20 protein-coding genes and 1 pseudogene are annotated in these 15036 nt (G+C 70.4%); 10 read left to right on the plus strand and 11 right to left on the minus strand.

What is annotated here, in order from left to right:
- Positions 1 to 6: 6 nt before the first annotated feature.
- A complete protein-coding gene (locus V6V47_RS11650; RefSeq protein ID WP_334628132.1) occupies positions 7 to 1269 on the plus strand; it encodes an RNA polymerase sigma factor in 1263 nt (420 codons plus the stop codon).
- 12 nt (positions 1270 to 1281) lie between these two features.
- Here the strand turns inward: V6V47_RS11650 and V6V47_RS11655 are convergent, their stop codons facing one another.
- Positions 1282 to 2382 (minus strand): calcium:proton antiporter, encoded by a 1101-nt coding sequence (locus V6V47_RS11655; protein ID WP_334628133.1) that lies wholly within the window; start codon positions 2380 to 2382, stop codon positions 1282 to 1284.
- Between the two features lie 96 nt (positions 2383 to 2478).
- Here V6V47_RS11655 and V6V47_RS11660 point away from each other — a divergent pair, with 96 nt between their 5' ends.
- The gene (locus V6V47_RS11660) at positions 2479 to 2841 is read left to right on the plus strand and encodes a metalloregulator ArsR/SmtB family transcription factor (RefSeq protein ID WP_334628134.1); all 363 of its coding nucleotides are present in this window, start codon (positions 2479 to 2481) and stop codon (positions 2839 to 2841) included.
- A gap of 7 nt (positions 2842 to 2848) precedes the next feature.
- Positions 2849 to 3007: a hypothetical protein gene (locus V6V47_RS11665; RefSeq protein WP_334628135.1), complete on the plus strand. Its 159-nt coding sequence runs from the start codon at positions 2849 to 2851 to the stop codon at positions 3005 to 3007.
- Here the strand turns inward: V6V47_RS11665 and mug are convergent.
- Positions 3004 to 3588, minus strand: coding sequence for a G/U mismatch-specific DNA glycosylase (gene mug, locus V6V47_RS11670; RefSeq protein ID WP_334628136.1), 585 nt, complete (start codon positions 3586 to 3588; stop codon positions 3004 to 3006). The two genes, V6V47_RS11665 and mug, sit on opposite strands and share 4 nt — an antisense overlap.
- A gap of 100 nt (positions 3589 to 3688) precedes the next feature.
- Here mug and V6V47_RS11675 point away from each other — a divergent pair, with 100 nt between their 5' ends.
- Both V6V47_RS11675 and V6V47_RS11680 read left to right on the plus strand, forming a co-directional pair.
- Entirely contained in the window at positions 3689 to 4432 is a 744-nt protein-coding gene (locus tag V6V47_RS11675; RefSeq protein ID WP_334628137.1) for an SAM-dependent methyltransferase, read from the plus strand.
- A gap of 37 nt (positions 4433 to 4469) precedes the next feature.
- The gene (locus tag V6V47_RS11680) at positions 4470 to 5291 is read left to right on the plus strand and encodes a CPBP family intramembrane glutamic endopeptidase (protein ID WP_334628138.1); all 822 of its coding nucleotides are present in this window, start codon (positions 4470 to 4472) and stop codon (positions 5289 to 5291) included.
- Between the two features lie 8 nt (positions 5292 to 5299).
- Here V6V47_RS11680 and V6V47_RS11685 read toward each other — a convergent pair whose 3' ends face one another.
- Positions 5300 to 5563, minus strand: coding sequence for a hypothetical protein (locus tag V6V47_RS11685; RefSeq protein ID WP_334628139.1), 264 nt, complete (start codon positions 5561 to 5563; stop codon positions 5300 to 5302).
- Between the two features lie 228 nt (positions 5564 to 5791).
- Between V6V47_RS11685 and V6V47_RS11690 the strand changes: the two genes are divergently transcribed.
- Together V6V47_RS11690 and V6V47_RS11695 are read left to right on the plus strand one after the other, a co-directional pair.
- Positions 5792 to 6694, plus strand: coding sequence for an SCO6745 family protein (locus V6V47_RS11690; protein WP_334628140.1), 903 nt, complete (start codon positions 5792 to 5794; stop codon positions 6692 to 6694).
- Positions 6695 to 7722: 1028 nt separating this feature from the next.
- Positions 7723 to 8166, plus strand: coding sequence for a hypothetical protein (locus V6V47_RS11695; RefSeq protein ID WP_334628141.1), 444 nt, complete (start codon positions 7723 to 7725; stop codon positions 8164 to 8166).
- Here V6V47_RS11695 and V6V47_RS11700 read toward each other — a convergent pair.
- From V6V47_RS11700 to V6V47_RS11725, 6 genes are all read right to left on the minus strand, one after another.
- Positions 8105 to 8689: a hypothetical protein gene (locus V6V47_RS11700; RefSeq protein WP_334628142.1), complete on the minus strand. Its 585-nt coding sequence runs from the start codon at positions 8687 to 8689 to the stop codon at positions 8105 to 8107. The genes V6V47_RS11695 and V6V47_RS11700 overlap by 62 nt on opposite strands.
- 49 nt (positions 8690 to 8738) lie before the next feature.
- Positions 8739 to 9197, minus strand: coding sequence for a GNAT family N-acetyltransferase (locus V6V47_RS11705; RefSeq protein WP_334628143.1), 459 nt, complete (start codon positions 9195 to 9197; stop codon positions 8739 to 8741).
- A 66-nt stretch (positions 9198 to 9263) separates the two neighbouring features.
- On the minus strand, positions 9264 to 9521 hold the full coding sequence (locus tag V6V47_RS11710; RefSeq protein ID WP_334628145.1) for a hypothetical protein: 258 nt from the start codon (positions 9519 to 9521) through the stop codon (positions 9264 to 9266).
- Positions 9522 to 10368: 847 nt separating this feature from the next.
- Entirely contained in the window at positions 10369 to 10788 is a 420-nt protein-coding gene (locus tag V6V47_RS11715; protein ID WP_334628146.1) for an NUDIX hydrolase, read from the minus strand.
- Positions 10789 to 10844: 56 nt separating this feature from the next.
- Entirely contained in the window at positions 10845 to 11027 is a 183-nt protein-coding gene (locus tag V6V47_RS11720; RefSeq protein ID WP_334628147.1) for a DUF397 domain-containing protein, read from the minus strand.
- Positions 11028 to 11074: 47 nt separating this feature from the next.
- Entirely contained in the window at positions 11075 to 11341 is a 267-nt protein-coding gene (locus tag V6V47_RS11725) for a hypothetical protein (protein WP_334628148.1), read from the minus strand.
- Between the two features lie 216 nt (positions 11342 to 11557).
- Here V6V47_RS11725 and V6V47_RS11730 point away from each other — a divergent pair, with 216 nt between their 5' ends.
- The gene (locus V6V47_RS11730) at positions 11558 to 12307 is read left to right on the plus strand and encodes a helix-turn-helix domain-containing protein (protein ID WP_334628149.1); all 750 of its coding nucleotides are present in this window, start codon (positions 11558 to 11560) and stop codon (positions 12305 to 12307) included.
- A gap of 51 nt (positions 12308 to 12358) precedes the next feature.
- On the opposite strand, the pseudogene V6V47_RS11735 reads toward V6V47_RS11730, so the two are convergent.
- Positions 12359 to 12763: pseudogene (locus V6V47_RS11735) on the minus strand (YxiG-like protein); the annotation flags it as partial.
- Between the two features lie 122 nt (positions 12764 to 12885).
- Here V6V47_RS11735 and V6V47_RS11740 point away from each other — a divergent pair.
- Together V6V47_RS11740 and V6V47_RS11745 are read left to right on the plus strand one after the other, a co-directional pair.
- On the plus strand, positions 12886 to 13272 hold the full coding sequence (locus V6V47_RS11740; RefSeq protein ID WP_334628151.1) for a hypothetical protein: 387 nt from the start codon (positions 12886 to 12888) through the stop codon (positions 13270 to 13272).
- 482 nt (positions 13273 to 13754) lie between these two features.
- Positions 13755 to 13991 (plus strand): hypothetical protein, encoded by a 237-nt coding sequence (locus V6V47_RS11745; RefSeq protein ID WP_334628152.1) that lies wholly within the window; start codon positions 13755 to 13757, stop codon positions 13989 to 13991.
- A gap of 25 nt (positions 13992 to 14016) precedes the next feature.
- On the opposite strand, the gene V6V47_RS11750 is transcribed toward V6V47_RS11745, so the two are convergent.
- Positions 14017 to 14919 (minus strand): RNA polymerase sigma-70 factor, encoded by a 903-nt coding sequence (locus V6V47_RS11750; RefSeq protein WP_334628189.1) that lies wholly within the window; start codon positions 14917 to 14919, stop codon positions 14017 to 14019.
- Between the last annotated feature and the right edge of the window lie 117 nt (positions 14920 to 15036).

The raw sequence follows: 15036 nt of genomic DNA on the forward strand, positions 1-15036 counted from the left end.
TCCAGGGTGCCGGCGACCGGTCGACCCGTCGAGGACCTGCTGCGCGAGCTGGCGCCGCAGGTCCTCGGCGCGCTGGTACGACGCTACGGGCACTTCGACACCGCCGAGGACGCCGTCCAGGAGGCGCTGATCGCGGCGGTGGGCGGCTGGCCGCGCGACGGCGTACCGGCGAACCCCCGCGGCTGGCTGATCACCGTCGCGTCTCGCCGGCTCACCGACCTGCTGCGCAGTGAGCAGGCCCGGGTGCGGCGGGAGGACACCGTGGCGGGCTGGGCGCTGCCGGAGCAGTGGCACGCCGCCGCCGCCGACCAGCCGCCGGTGGACGCCGACGACACCCTCATCCTGTTGTTCCTGTGCTGCCATCCAGCGCTCTCGCCGGCCTCGCAGATCGCGCTCACCCTGCGCGCGGTGGGCGGGCTGAGCACCGCCGAGGTGGCCCGCGCGTTCCTGGTGCCCGAGGCCACGATGACCCGGCGGATCAGCCGGGGCAAGCAACAGATCCGGGACAGCGGGCTGCGGTTCGCGCCGCCCATCGGCCCCGACCGTGCCGACCGACTCGTCGCCGTGTTGCACGTCCTCTATCTGATCTTCACCGAGGGGTACGCCCGCACCGCCGGGCCCGGGTTGCTGCGCGGCGACCTGACCGCCGAGGCGATCCGGCTGACCCGGCTCGTGCACCGGCTGCTGCCCGACGATCCCGAGGTCACCGGGCTGCTCGCGCTGATGCTCCTCACCGACGCCCGCGCCCCGGCCCGGATCGATGCCAACGGCGAGCTGGTGCCGATGGCGGAGCAGGACCGGAGCCGCTGGCGGGCTGACCAGATCACCGAGGGAGTCGCTCTGATCAGCGCGGCGCTGCCGCGCGGGGTGGTCGGGCCGTACCAGCTCCAGGCGGCCATCGCGGCGGTGCACGACGAGGCGCCCAGCGCGGCGGCCACCGACTGGCCCCAGATCACCGCCCTGTACGAGGTGCTGCTCGGCATCTCCGACAACCCCGTCGTGGCACTCAACCACGCCGTGGCGGTGGCGATGAGCCGGGGCGCGCCCGCCGGGTTGGCGCTGCTCGCCGAGCTGGCCGAGGACGCCCGGCTGGCCGACGATCCTCGACTGCCAGCGGCGCGGGCTCATCTGTGGGAGCTGGTCGGCGAACGTACCGCCGCTCGGGACGCGTACCGGATGGCGGCCGCGCGGTCGACGAACCTGGCTCAGCAGCGCTACCTGTACGCCCGCGCGGACCGCCTCAGAGACGGCCCGCCGGCCGCCGACTGAGTTTGCACCGGGTCACGGGCTGGCGGCCAGGAAGACGAACGCGGCCAGCAGCACCAGGTGCACCCCGCCCTGCAACAGGGTGGCCCGGCCGGGCACCACGGTCAGCACGCCGGTCACCGCGGTGAGCGCGAGCAGCGCGAGCTGGGTGCCGCCGAGGCCGAGCAGCAGCGGCCCGTCCAGCCAGATCGAGGCGATCGCGATGGCCGGGATGGTCAGGCCGATGCTGGCCATCGCCGACCCGAGCGCGAGGTTCAGGCTGATCTGCACCCGGTCGCGGCGGGCGGCGCGGGCCGCGGCCAGGGTCTCCGGCAGCAGCACCAGCAGAGCGATGATCACGCCGACGAACGCGTGGGGCAGGTTGGCCGCCGCCACCCCGGCCTCGATGGTCGGCGAGACGGTCTTGGCGTCACCGACCACGGCGACCAGCGCGACCAGCAGCAGCCCCAGGCTGACCAGCGCGTCCCGGGTGGACGGCGGCTTGGCGTGCTCCTCGGCGTCGACCACCTGGCCCGCGCTGTCGACCGGCAGGAAGTAGTCGCGGTGCCGACCGGTCTGCACGAGCACGAACAGCCCGTAGAGGGCGAGCGACGCGACGGCGGCGAAGGTGAGCTGCGCCGGGCTGAACTCCGGGCCGGGCCGGCTGGTGGTGAAGGTCGGGATCACCAGGCTGAGGGTGGCCAGCGTGACCACAGTGGCCAGTGCGCCGCCGGTGCCCTCCGAGTTGAACACCGCCACCCGTCGGCGCAGCGCGCCGAGCAGCAGCGACAGACCGAGGATGCCGTTGCACGTGATCATGACGGCGGCGAAGACAGTGTCCCGGGCCAGCGACTGGGTCTTCTCCGGTCCGCTGATCATCAGCGTGACGATCAGGGCCACCTCGATCACGGTGACCGCGATGGCGAGCACCAACGAGCCGTACGGCTCCCCCACCCGGTGGGCGACCACCTCCGCGTGGTGCACGGCCGCCAGCACCGCGCCGCCCAGCAGCGCCGCGACCAGCACGACGACTACCGCCGGCAGGTCCCGGCCCCAGGTCACGAGAAGCACCAGCACGGCGAGCACGGGTACGGCGACGGTCCAGTCGGTCACGCGGGAGCGAAGCAGGGCAGCCATGCCCGCAAGACTGCCAGGCGAGGTGATCACCTGCCCACCTTCGACACAGGGCTGTCCCATCGCGCAAACCTGTAACCCATAGGTTACGCTTCTGCTGTGGACGAGGTGGTCACGGCGATCGCGGACCCGGTACGGCGGCAGATCCTGACCATGCTGCACGCCGAGCCCCTCGCCGCGGGCGACATCGCCCAGCGGTTCGCGATCAGCCGGCCGGCGATCAGCCGCCACCTGCGGGTGCTGCGCGAGGGCGGGCTGGTCCGCGACGAGCTGATCGGTCGGAAGAGGATCTACCGCCTCGATCCCGGTCCACTCGCCGAGTTGGTCGACTGGCTCACCGGGCTCGTCACCACCGATCGGTGGGAGCGGCACCTCGACGCACTGGAGACCGAGGTCTATCGAACCCGTCGGGAACGCCGCAGCGGCGCTCCGGCGGCGCACCGAAGGGAGCACACGGCATGACCCGTACGTGCAGCACCTGACCAACCTGGAGTCGATCGCCGAGATCGGTGCCGGCTGGGAGTACTACCTCGACATGTTCATCGCCGCCCGCGACGGCTCACCCCGCCCCCAGTTCGACGACTACCACCCCGCCATGCAGTCGTACTACCAGGCGTTGGTCGGCTAGCGCTCGGTCTGCGGGCGCTCGGTCGCCTGGCGCAGCAGCGCGAACTCGGCGGTCAGCGCCGGCAGCGGGAAGTGCGCGTTCAGGCCGCTGGGGTTGGGTAGCACCCAGACCCGGGCTGGGCCCAGTCGATCCGGCTGCGGACCCAGCCCGGCGCCGGGCCGCACAAAGGCGATCCGGTACGCGGTCACCCCGAGGATCGCCACCCACCGGGGCCGGTACCGCTCGGCCTTCACCGCCAACCCCGTCACCCCGGCCACCAACTCCGCCGACGTCAACTCGTCGGCGCGGGCGGTGGCCCGGTTGCTCAGGCTGGTGATGCCCAGGCCCTGCCGCAGCAGCTCGTCGCGTTCCCACGGCTGCACCTCCCGCTCGGTGAAGCCGGAGCGGTGCAGGGCCGGCCAGAAGCGGCTGCCCCGGCGGGCGAAGTGCTCCCCCACCGCCGCGGAGTAGAGACCTGGGTTGAAACCGCAGAACAGCACCCGCAGATCCGGCCCGATCACGTCCACCAGGCCCCGGCCGGCGGCCGCAGCGACCTGCGCCCGGGTCGGCCGCCGAAACGGCCCCGACCGGTCCGCGTCCATGGCACCGATTCTGCCGTACGCCCCGACGCACGGTTGCGGCTTCCGGCGTGCCGGGGCCGGCCCGGCGACCACCGACGATCACGACTGGCACCATCTACGGATGCAGTCAGCCGACGACCTCGCCGCCAGCCGCTACGCACGGATGCGCTGGAACACGCCGCTGTCGGAGGAGCACGCGGCGCTGCTCCTGCGCCGGCTCGACGTCCGCCCCGGAGCGCGCGTGCTCGACCTGGGCTGCGGCTGGGGTGAGCTGCTGCTCAGGGCCGTCGCCGCCGGTGGGGTGGTCGGCCCGGTCGCGACGAGGGGCGTCGGCGTCGACACCGACGCTGCCGCGCTCGCCCGGGGGCGGCAACTGGCCACGGCCCGCTCCCTCAACCGGCACGTCGCCTTCGTGATGGGAGAGGCGGCAGACTGGCACGAACCGGCCGACCGCGTCCTCTGCGTCGGCGCCACGCACGCCTTCGGCGGCACCGCCGCCACCCTCGACGCCCTCGCCACCCTGGTCCGGCCCGGCGGGCGGTTGCTGTTCGGCGAGGCGTACTGGGAGCGTCCCCCGACGCCGGGGGCCGAGCAGATCTTCGGCACCGAGGTCACCGCCCTGCCGGGCCTCATCGAGGCCGTCCGCGAGCGGGGCTGGCGGGTGCTGCACGTGAGCACCGCTGACCAACGGGAGTGGGACGACTTCGAGTCCACCTGGCTCGCGGGCCGCCAGGAGTGGCTGCTGCGGTACCCGGAGGACCCCCGCGCGGCAGAGGTCCGCGCGGAACTCGACGACCGGCTACGCCAGTACGTCGAGGTCTACCGCGGGGTTCTCGGTCTCGCCTACCTCGTCCTCGGTCGCTGAGGGTCCGCGGTTGACGCCGGTCGCTACGCTGCGCGTGGTGGACACGGTTCGCACCGCCCGCCTCGCCCTGCATTGGCGAATCCTCATCGTGTTCGCCGGCGCTCTCGTGGTGTGGCTGTTCCTCTACCACGGCGCTGTGCTCGGCCGGGACTACGACCGCCCGACCCATGTCATCCGGGCCATCGTCACGACGGCTCTCGTCGTACCCCTGGTGGTTGTCGCTCGTCGTCTGCTGGACCGACGCCCCTGGGCCGGCCTCGGCCTGCCCTCCCTGCGGACCGGCTGGCGGCACCTGCTGCTCGGCATGGCGTGCTGGCTCATTCCGGCCGCCGTCGGGTTCGCGCTCTGCCTCGGCTTCGACTGGGTCGAGATCGGCCTGCGCACCTCCGTCGGGGACGTCGTGCGCGTGGCCGCGCTCCTGGTCGTGCTCGTCTTCCTCTACGAGGCGCTGCCGGAGGAACTCATCTTCCGCGGCTACCTGCACCGCAACCTGGCCACCCGGCTGTCGGCCTGGCAGGCGGTCCTCGGGCAGGCCGTGTTGTTCACGCTGTTCGGGTTCCTCGTCGGCGCTGCCACGTCCCTCGACCGGCTCGCCATCTTCTTCGTCTTCGCGCTCGTCCTTGGTGGTTTCCGGGTCGCCACCGGCGACATCTGGGCCGGCATCGGCTTCCACCTGGCCTTCCAGACCGTTGCCCAGTTGGTCGGGGACATCGGCGCCGTCTTCGTCGTGACCGGCGCCGGCGTGCTGGCGCTCGTCGCCCTGGGCGGCCTGCCGTTCTCGCTCGGCTGGCTCTTCCTGGAACGGCGGTACCGGGATCGTTTGAACTGGCAGGTCATCGACCCGGACCCGGCTCACTGACCACTTCCTCAGGTGGCGGGGTTACCGGGCGGGGTGTACCGCAGGCGCATGAAGTAGGAGACGGCGGCGATCGTGACCGTCTTCAGCAGCGAAATGCCGACGACCGTCCAGTAGGCGCTGGTGAACGCGCCGTCCCAGCCGGACACCGCAGCGTAGATGGCGGGCAGTAGGGCGATGGCCACGTCGGCGCTGAGGCCCTGCACGAAGGTGCGGAGGGCCCGGTTGCGGGCGTCGAGCTTGGCGGGCAGCGGAGTGATGGTTGCGCTGGTCATGGTGCCTCCCTTGCTGCGCGGCCGCTGTACCGAGCGTTCCTCGATCGACAGAGGACCGCCACCCCCAAGACGGGACCGGTCGGGCCAAACCGTTAAAAGGAACAATCCCGGCGGCTGCCCGTGCCACGTGACATGGCCAGCGCCGACGTGGCAAGCTGCCGCAACGCGTCCGCGACCGGCAGCGTGACCGGCTACCGGCCGGTAATGTCATCGACGGAAGGCAGTGACATGACGGACGTAGCGACTCCCGATTGGCAACTGCCCGCGGCGCTGGAGCCGGCCGTCGTACGCCACGCCTGGCGGGTGACCGAACCCCTGCACGGGATGATCTACTTCGTGCCCGAGGCGCATGAGCGCTACGCCGCCCTCGGCCTCATGGGCCGGGCCGGCTACTTCGCCTCCCGGGCGGCCGCCCTCGGGCCCGTGGGCCCCGCCCCGGTCGTCGCGACCTTCTTCAACTTCAGTCCCGACCTCGTCACCAGAGCCCTGCCGGCAGCCTGGGAGCGGACAACGCCGGCGGCGGTGCTGGCCGCCCGACTGGAGGCCGCCGGCGCGGCCCTGACCCGTGCGCTCGGCGACACGATCCGCGGCCCGGAGATGATCGAGGCGGCCGAGTTGGCCCGTCGCGCCGCCGAATCCTCCACCGCCCACTCCGAAGGCAGGCCACTGTTCGCGGCCCACGCCGCACTGCCCTGGCCGGAGCAACCGCACCTGATCCTCTGGCAGGCCCAGACGGTCCTGCGGGAGTTCCGCGGCGACGGGCACGTGGCGGCGCTGGTGCTCGCCGGCCTGTCCGGGTTGGAGGCACTGGTGCTGCACGCGGCGTCCGGTGAGGTGCCGGTCAGCTTCCTGCGCCGCAGTCGTGGTTGGAGCGAGGAGCAGTGGGCGGACGCGGTCGAGCGTCTGCGCGGACGCGGGTTGATCGAGGGTGACGAGCCGGTGCTCAGCGACAGCGGACGGGCGCAACGCGAATGGATCGAGGCGGCCACCGACCGGCTCGCCACACCCGCGTACACGGTGCTCGGCGCCGACGGGTGCGCCCGTCTCGCCGCGCTGACCCGACCGATGAGCCGGGCCGTGGTCGCGGCGGGACTGCTCAACGTCGACAACGCCGTCTCCACGTCTGGGTGACGCAACGTCCATCAGCACCTCGGCCGCATAACGGCCGCGCCCGTCGACGCCGTCAGCATTCAGCGGACGGGTGACTATCCTTGACGTCATGGCGGCGGAGGTCGAAGCCAGGCTGTCGCGTCTGCTGGCACGTCGAGGTAACGAGATCGAAGCGCTGGCCCGGGCAGCCGGCCTCGCAGAGGTCGACCTGACGGCAGTCTGCGACGGCGCCGTGCCATCCCAATTGTTGGTGCGCAGGCTCGCGCCAGCGCTGGGGTGGCACGCGTCTGACCTGTTCCTGGTCGCCGGGCTCCGGGTGCCCGACGACCTGGCACCGGCCGAAAGACCCGTGGGGACGAGCGTCACCTCGCTGGTCTGGTCCCTGACCTACCTTCCAGCGGCCGGGCGGCGGGTGCACGAACTGCTCCGGGCCACGCTTGAGCGGGCGCACACCGTGCCGGCGACCGCACCTCAGGACGAGAGGTGGCGCCGGCCAGGCTTCGGAGCCCTGTTGCTGAGCCTCTTCGGCAATCGGAACATGACCGCCCTGGACGCCGTACGGATCCTCTACCTGCTGACCGGCTTCGGCCCGTGGTCGGCTGCCACCCTCAATCTCGTAGGCGTGGGGTCCACGGTGGCACCCAGCGAGTTGGTGGCCGCGTCCGCGATCGTGCTCGGCGTCCCGGTCGACGATCTGGCGGCGCTGGCCGGGATCGCCCGGCCGGGCCCGGTTCGGCACCTGGTCGCCACAGCGCCCGAAGCCGTCGAGTTGATCAGGCCCGCAGTGTCCCGGGCGATCAACTGTCCCAACTGGTCGAGCAGGCACACATCATCGAGCATGAGTACGACGATGCGCAGCCACCGGATTCTGTCTGTCACTGCCCCCTGTGGAGAGGCCCGGCCGCCACAAGGGACCTGGACACGGGCTAACCGGGCATCGACCGACATGGCACCTCGCCGGCCAGAGCGATCGCCGCGAAGCGGAGGTTCACCTGCTGGCAACGTGGCACGGCCTGCGGTCACCGCGCGCACGGTGCGACCATCGGGCGGTGGATCGACAGCTTCGAAACCAGCCGACGAGCCCGCCCAACCTGGGCTCCTCCGTGTCGATCCACACCGCCGTCTCGCGGGCAACGATTGGCCTGGCGGTCGGGGTTGTCCTCATCCTTACCCTGGGATTGATCTATTCCGATTCCGACGGGCTGCTCGCGATACTCGTCGCGTTGACCTTCCTGCAGGGTCGGGACGATCGACGTTTACGGTGGGCGCTCGGCGCGGCGGCTGTGACCGCCGTACCGGCTGCGTTCGCCGCGGCCGCGGTCTGGAAGGGTTGGCTGCCGCAGCCCTGGAACGACTTCCTGTTCGCCGGCCTCGGTGCCCTGCTCGGCAGCATCGCCTACGCCATCGTCACGCAGACCGGTCTGGGGACGGTCAGGAGTCCGCGGGCACCCCGGCTTCGAGTTGGCCGATCATCGGGGCGAGCAGGTCGTTGAGTTCGCGGGCCAGCACGACCACGGCTCTGCGCGCCGCAGTCGCCACCGAGTCGTCCGGGCCCTCTGGAGCTGGCGGCAGATCGTCGAGCGGGATCGGTGCCTCCACCTGGAGCATCGCCCGCAGGTGGGGACTGCGCGTCAGATCCTGCTCCGACGGTGTCGTGTACTGGCCGAACAATTGCGGCCAGTCCCGCCAGCCCCGGTCGCGCTGCCACTGCTTGGTCCAGGTCAGCTCCGCCGGCCAGCCGGAGATCACCGTCACCGCGCCGACCATGCTCCCGTCCCACGGGCTTCGCGCGCAGGTCGCCGAGACGATCCGCCGGTGCCAGCGGACGTAGCCCGGTGACAGCTCGCAGGCCAGCCGCCACGCGGTCGCCGCGAACGCGACCGGCGCTATGTCGCCCCACGCGTCGGTGAACTCGTCGAGGCGACCCAGCACCTCGGCCTCGAACCGACCGCGCCCGTCAGCGCCGCGCTCCCGGTCGAACTGCTCGTCCACCCAAAAGGCGCGAGGCTCAGGCATCGTCATCCCCGTCCATGCCAGCACCTGGCGTTGTTACGGCCCGACAAGCCTACGTGCCCCGTGTGGCCAACGCCGGCTCGCGCACCAGAAACACGTCCACCGGGTCCTCGGCCTCCGAGGTGAAACCGTGCCGCTCGTACAGCCGCCGGGCCGCACTGCCCCGCAGCACGTTGAGCCGGACCCGGGTGCCGTCGCGGTCGCACTGCCGCAGCAGCTCGCGCAGCACGGCCGTACCGATGCCGCTGCCCTGCAGGTGCGGCGCCAGGTAGAAGTGCTCCAGCCAGTGGGCGTCCTCGGCCGGTCGCAGCGACACGCAGCCGGCGAACGTTCCGCCCACCTCGATCACCCACGTGTGCGTCGGCACGAACCCGTCCCGCAGTCGCTGCCGTACCCGCTGCTCGTCGTACCGTCCGAGCCGTTCCAGATCCGCCCGCAGCACCACGGCGCGCAACTCGGCCACCGCCTCGACGTCCGCTACCGAGGCCGCTCGAAGCTCCCAGTCCCCCATGATCACCAAACTATCGCCATTCGTTCTAGCTTCGTCGTATCAGTCGACTCTCGTGCCGGGAACCGGTCAGTTCCGGTCGACCGGCGACACCGCGGCGGTGGCCACCTCGATCCGGGGTGACCGATCCGGCGGAAGGTGGGCGAGATCCGCGATCACGACCACGTCCACCTCTCCGTCGATCATCGTCTGCTCGACGGCTTCCCACGGTGCGCGGATGATCCCGTTCAGTCGGTAGTCGCGTCGGCGAATGTGGCCAAGACACTCCGCGACGGCGGTCTCCGACGGCTCGATGTCGGCCGGGATCCAGATGACGGCTATCTCCATGATCTCTCCTGATCAACGTCGTGGACGCGGGTGAGTGATCAGGAGCTACCGAGGTGGCGGAGGGCCCCGCTCGACTGGCCGGCTGGCGGCGTGCACGTCGACGGCGGCGGCTGTGCGCCCTCGGCACAGCGACGAGATGGGCGGCGGTCCCCCGGGCGCGGACGTCAGCAGGTCGGCACCGCCCGCGACTGCGCCGGCGGGTGCGGACGCGAGTGCCAGCACGAGCGCCGGCAGCCCCGGTTCGGGACGGGCGGGAGGGTTGGGGGCCGACGCGGTGAGAGTGGCGGTCGCCGCCCGCGTTCGACCGGGCGCCCGACCTTCACCGGCGTCGCGGGGGCCGCCAGGGAACACTGCCGCCGGCACGGAGGTCGACGGTGGTGGCGGCGCCGGCGCCGCCGCGCGTGCGGCCGGGGAAGCCGGGGCGGACGGGACGGGGGGTGACGAGGACGACGGCGGGGTCGAGGGCGGCCGAGTTGGTACGGCGATGGGAAGCTTGATCGACGGCAGAGGCAGGGGAATGTCCTCGACCAGGTCGGGCACCAGCGTTTCGATGACCTCCGGCAACGTGGGCGGGTCCGCCGTCGGAAGACTGGTTGGCAGCGGCAACGGTGGCGACGGGTTGGCGCTGGCAGGGTCGGGGCCCAGAGCCACGCCGACCGCCACCGCGCCGAACACCAGCGCCGGAAGGCAGTGCCGCACGCGCATCACGCGGCAGCTTGCGACGGTCGCGCCCGGTCCGACTCACCGCGTCGGTACCGCTGCCCGAGCAGTCGCCCAGCGCCCCCTGCCGCTCCACCCATGCGCGGGTTCTTGCCCCCGGGCCACGAGGGTTACACCTCTGTCGATGTCATTCCTGGTCGGGCGAGGCGAGATGGAGGGCCAGGAATTGGGCCGAGGAGACCGCCAGTTCCCGGTCGAGCACCTCGCCCCGGGGAACGAACACCATGGCTTGCCCCTCCCCGAGCACCACGTCCTCCTGCCTCGCCTGGGTGGTGCCTTCGAAGACGTGGACGGTCACGGTGTGGGGGAAGCCCTCCTCGTACGGACGCGGGCCGCTCCACAGTGGCCGCAGCTCCCCCGCGCTCAAGCCCGTCTCCTCCAGCAGTTCCCGGCGGGCCGCCGCCTCAGGGGCCTCACCGGGCTCGAGGTGACCGCCCGGCAGGCTCCACTGGTTGGGTGAGACGGGCGCGTCCGCGTCCCGGTGCTGCATGAGCACCGCGCCTGCGGGGTCGACAAGCAGTACGAGTGCGATGGAATAGGTGGCCACAGCGAGATCCTGCCACCCGGACCCGGCGGCCCCGCTCTCGTACCTCATGGGGTAGTTCAGAAGTCTTGGCCGGCACGGACGCTGGACACGAAGATGGCCCACTCCTGCTGGTCGAAGACGACCTGGATCTCGGGTCGCCGAGAGTTGCGGACGACCCGACTGAGGTCGACGTCGATCGCGACCTCAACACAGTTCGGGGCGTTGCTGTCACACCGCTTCGCACGAACGAACGTGAGCACGATCTCTCCTTGCGTCAGCCGGCCTGTGGGTCGCTACTGGCACTCACTCACGGCCGCTCACCCGTCGTCGTAGCGGCCAGGACGTCGACGCTGACGAGCACGTCCCAGCAGTACGGGGCCGTACAGTCGGCGGATTCCCAGGAGCACTCCGGGCCGTGTCCGTAGACCCAGGCGTACGCCGGATCGTGGGAGTCGCGGACGCTGACGATCCGGATCTCGTGGGACGTGTGGGCGGGGGTGCCGGGGTTGAGCTGCCACTCGCCGGGCCGCAGGAACAGAGGTGTGCCCGGCAAGGGCATCGAGCGACCGGTCACCGCGTCAGTCCGTTCTTGTGATGACCGCCGGCCCGCCTTTGCGGAGCCTCTCGGATGGATGTCGTCATGGATCGCCTCCCTTCGAGCGGACACGGTCGCGTCCGCGTCTGCGACTCACTATGCCGCCGATGAGTCGCCGAATGCGACGACACAATGCATGGCAAAGCGGCCACATTGGTGGCGACATTACGGCGACATTTGCCTATCGTAAGAGGCATGACTACCCCCAACGTCGCGCTCCGGGCGGTCCGCGCCGGCATGCGGATGAGTCAGGACGACTTCGCCCGCGCACTCCAGGCTGCGGGTCATCGAGCAGGCGAGCCCAACGACGCCAACAAGCGGCTCGTTCAACGATGGGAGTCCGGCGCAATTGCCGCGCCGAGGCCCGTCTACGCCCGCGCCTTGGAGGTCGTCACCGGTCTGCCCATCGCACTGCTCGGCTTCGCCGAAGTCCCCGGCAGCGACGTCGCCGAGGACGCCCACGGTGGCCACGACCTGATCTCACCGATGTCCGACCTGGCCACGCCGACCTCCACACGCCGGCCGACTGCGGCTCACGGCTCGTACGAGGGCGTGTGGCTCAGCCGTTACCAGTTCCATTCCAGCGGCCGAGGAGAGTCGTTCGCCGGGCAGCACTACGTGGTCGTGATCCAGCATGGTGATCGGCTGACCGCGCGCAGCCTCCCCGGCTCGGCGGCGTCGTCATTGTCGCTCGACCTGACGTTGGACGGCAGTGTCGTCACCGGGACGTGGGTGGAGCAGACCGACCCGGCCGGCTACTACCGGGGCGCCCGGTACCACGGGGCTATCCAGTTGCTCGCCGAGCCCACCGGCCGACGGATGGCTGGCAAGTGGGTCGGGTTCGGCAAGGACATGGACGTCAACACCGGCCCGTGGGAGCTGACCTTTCAGGACGCCTCGACGTCCAAGGCGACGCTCGACCGGTACAACTCCCCCGCCGGGTAGCCAACTTCCGCAGCTAGCGTGTGGGAGGTACGCGATTGCAGGATCCTTGCCTCAGCCGTCCTTGTTGACTGTGAAGGGCGCGTAGCCCTCCCCCACCGCCGTCACGTCAAGGTCACTGAAGACGAGAGTGATGGCGTGAGCGTTCGTCTTGAGGCGGACCTCGTGAAAGGGAATGCCGATCTTGTCAGCCCACGACCCTGCACGCTCGGAGTCCGCCACCACCTCTGCACCTGGGTAGAGCGGCTGCCAGCGCACTGCCCACACGAAGCCGTCCAGGTCCGGACCGATCTCCCGGTCGGTCAGTCGATCGTCGAGCGAGCAACGCCAGGTATCGGGACTCACCGCCGTCTGCACCTCGACTGTGACGCAGTACTTGAAGAGGTAGCGGAGGTGGGCGGGTGGGATGCCGGTACGCGGGTCTGCGGTGACGTGGACGATGACTTCGTAATCATTCACAAGGGACATCTACGAACCGCTGGTCACGGCGGGTTTATCGTTCCGTTACCAAGAGCGGACTTCGCGGGCTCCGCGACACCTCTACGGTTCCATCTGAAACATCCAAGAATATGGAGGCATCAATGATGAAAGTAACGAAGAAGCGGTTCGTCGCGGCAGGAGCAGCCCTCGCGCTCGCCCTTTACGGCAGCCTTGCTGGCGCGGCACCGGCTTCTGCGGCGATCGCGCCCGTCTCGGGTGCAACGGCGATCGCGATGGACGTGGAGCCCATGGCGACGTGCACGAGCTGGACGCCGCACATGAGACGAGTCATCGTCGGCAGCGCTGCCGTGCACACCAGCTATACCGGGTCGTCCCCGGTGATCGCCCACTGGAAGTCTAAGACGCTCTTCCGCATCGACAAGCGTTGCGTGAACAGCGCCGGAAACCTGTGGTGGCACTCGGACTGCTGCACTGGCGTTAAGGGCTACATCTGGAACGACTACACCGAGTTCGCTCACTACAACTGACGGAGCCCACCCGCTGCGACCAGGGCTCGACCTCGAGGGTCGGCGCCTGCGGCTCGGGCTCGTGGCGCGCCTCGAACTTGAAGAATGGCGAGGAATTCATCGCCTCAGACGCCACCATCACCGGCAGATAGAGCCCCTCAAGCGATCAGTCTCAGCATTTGTCAGTAGAGCGGTTAGGGCGACAAGGCAGAGCGTCTTACCGGATAGACGACCTTGTCGTCCTAACGCCTTGGGTCGCATCGAATCTGACGCCGGACACGTTCGTTCGTCATCGAAGGCCCGTAGGGACGCCGCCAAAGCATACCGTGTGGATTTCCGGACGAGAGAGAACTGCTGTCGCACGTCCACATCGACGGTCGATCGATACGACTCCCCCACCGAGCAACTGCACCCGTACACCTAGAATCTCCTCCATGAGACGCTTCGCTTGCCCACCGCCCTTGTAGGGCCGCCGACCGCGCGGCCCCAGACAAGGGGCCAACATGTCTCGCACCGACAAGGACCGTCCGCGCCGTTTCCGCGACGACCCTCCGTGGCGTTGCTGGTGGAAGCGTTCCGCACCGCACTGGTACATCAATCAACGATGGTCCGCCCGGGACCGCCTGGCCGTCCGCCTGGCCGGGCAGCTCGCCCGTGCCGAACACCGGGCGGGCCGCACACCCGAGGCGGAGCCTCCGACGCTTCAACACCGGCACTGCGCGTCCTGGGAGTGGAACTGACGCGTTGGACGGGCGTCCTGCCGAATCAGCGGCGCAGGGCGGTCTCCCGGTCCATGTGCGACAGCTTCTCGGGATTGCGCACGGCGTAGAGCCCGGTGATGAGCCCGTCGTCGATGCGTACCGTCACCACGGTGTCGATCTCGCCGTCGAGCCGGACGATCAGCGCCGGGTACCCGTTCACCTGCGCCGGCCACAGCGACGCGGCGGCGGCGACCTTACCGAGCCCGGAGGCCAGCACACGGGCCACCTTCTCGGCGCCCACGATGGGTCGCAGCACCGCCTGCTTGATCCCGCCACCGTCGCCCAGCAGAACGACGTCCGGGGCGAGGACGTCGAGCAGGCGTTGCAGATCGCCCGTCTCGACCGCCCGCTGGAACGCCGCGAGCGCGTCGCGGGTCTCGGCCGCGGAGACGACCTCGCGTGGACGACGCGCGGCGACGTGTGCCCGAGCACGGTGCGCGATCTGGCGGACCGCGGCGGGGCTCTTCTCGACGGCGTCGGCGATCTCGTCGTACTCAAGGTCGAACACCTCGCGCAGCACGAACACGGCCCGCTCGGTCGGGGTGAGGGTCTCCAGCACCAGCAGCATCGCCATCGAGACGTTGTCGGCCAACTCGACGTCCTCGGCCACGTCGGGCGCGGTGAGCAGCGGCTCGGGCAGCCAGGAGCCGACGTAGGACTCTTTGCGCCGCCCGAGCGTACGCAGCCGGATGAGCGCTTGGCGGGTGGCGATCCGGATCAGGTAGGCGCGCTGGTCCCGTACGGCGTCGAGGTCGACGCCCGACCATCTCAGCCAGGTCTCCTGGAGAACGTCCTCCGCGTCCGCCGCCGAGCCGAGCATCTCGTAGGCGACGGTGAACAGTAGGTTGCGGTGCGCGATGAACACCTCGGTCGCGGGATCCTGACGCTCGTCGCGGCTGCCGCTCATGCCTCGATCGTCGGGTGCGGTCTGCGGCGTGCTGGCCATGGAGGGCTCCCGTCACTCTCGGCTGTGTCACCCACCAGATGCCGGACCCCGCCGTTCTGTGACACCAGGACGATGTGG

Source organism: Micromonospora sp. CPCC 205539, assembly GCF_036906815.1.
Taxonomy (GTDB): domain Bacteria; phylum Actinomycetota; class Actinomycetes; order Mycobacteriales; family Micromonosporaceae; genus Micromonospora.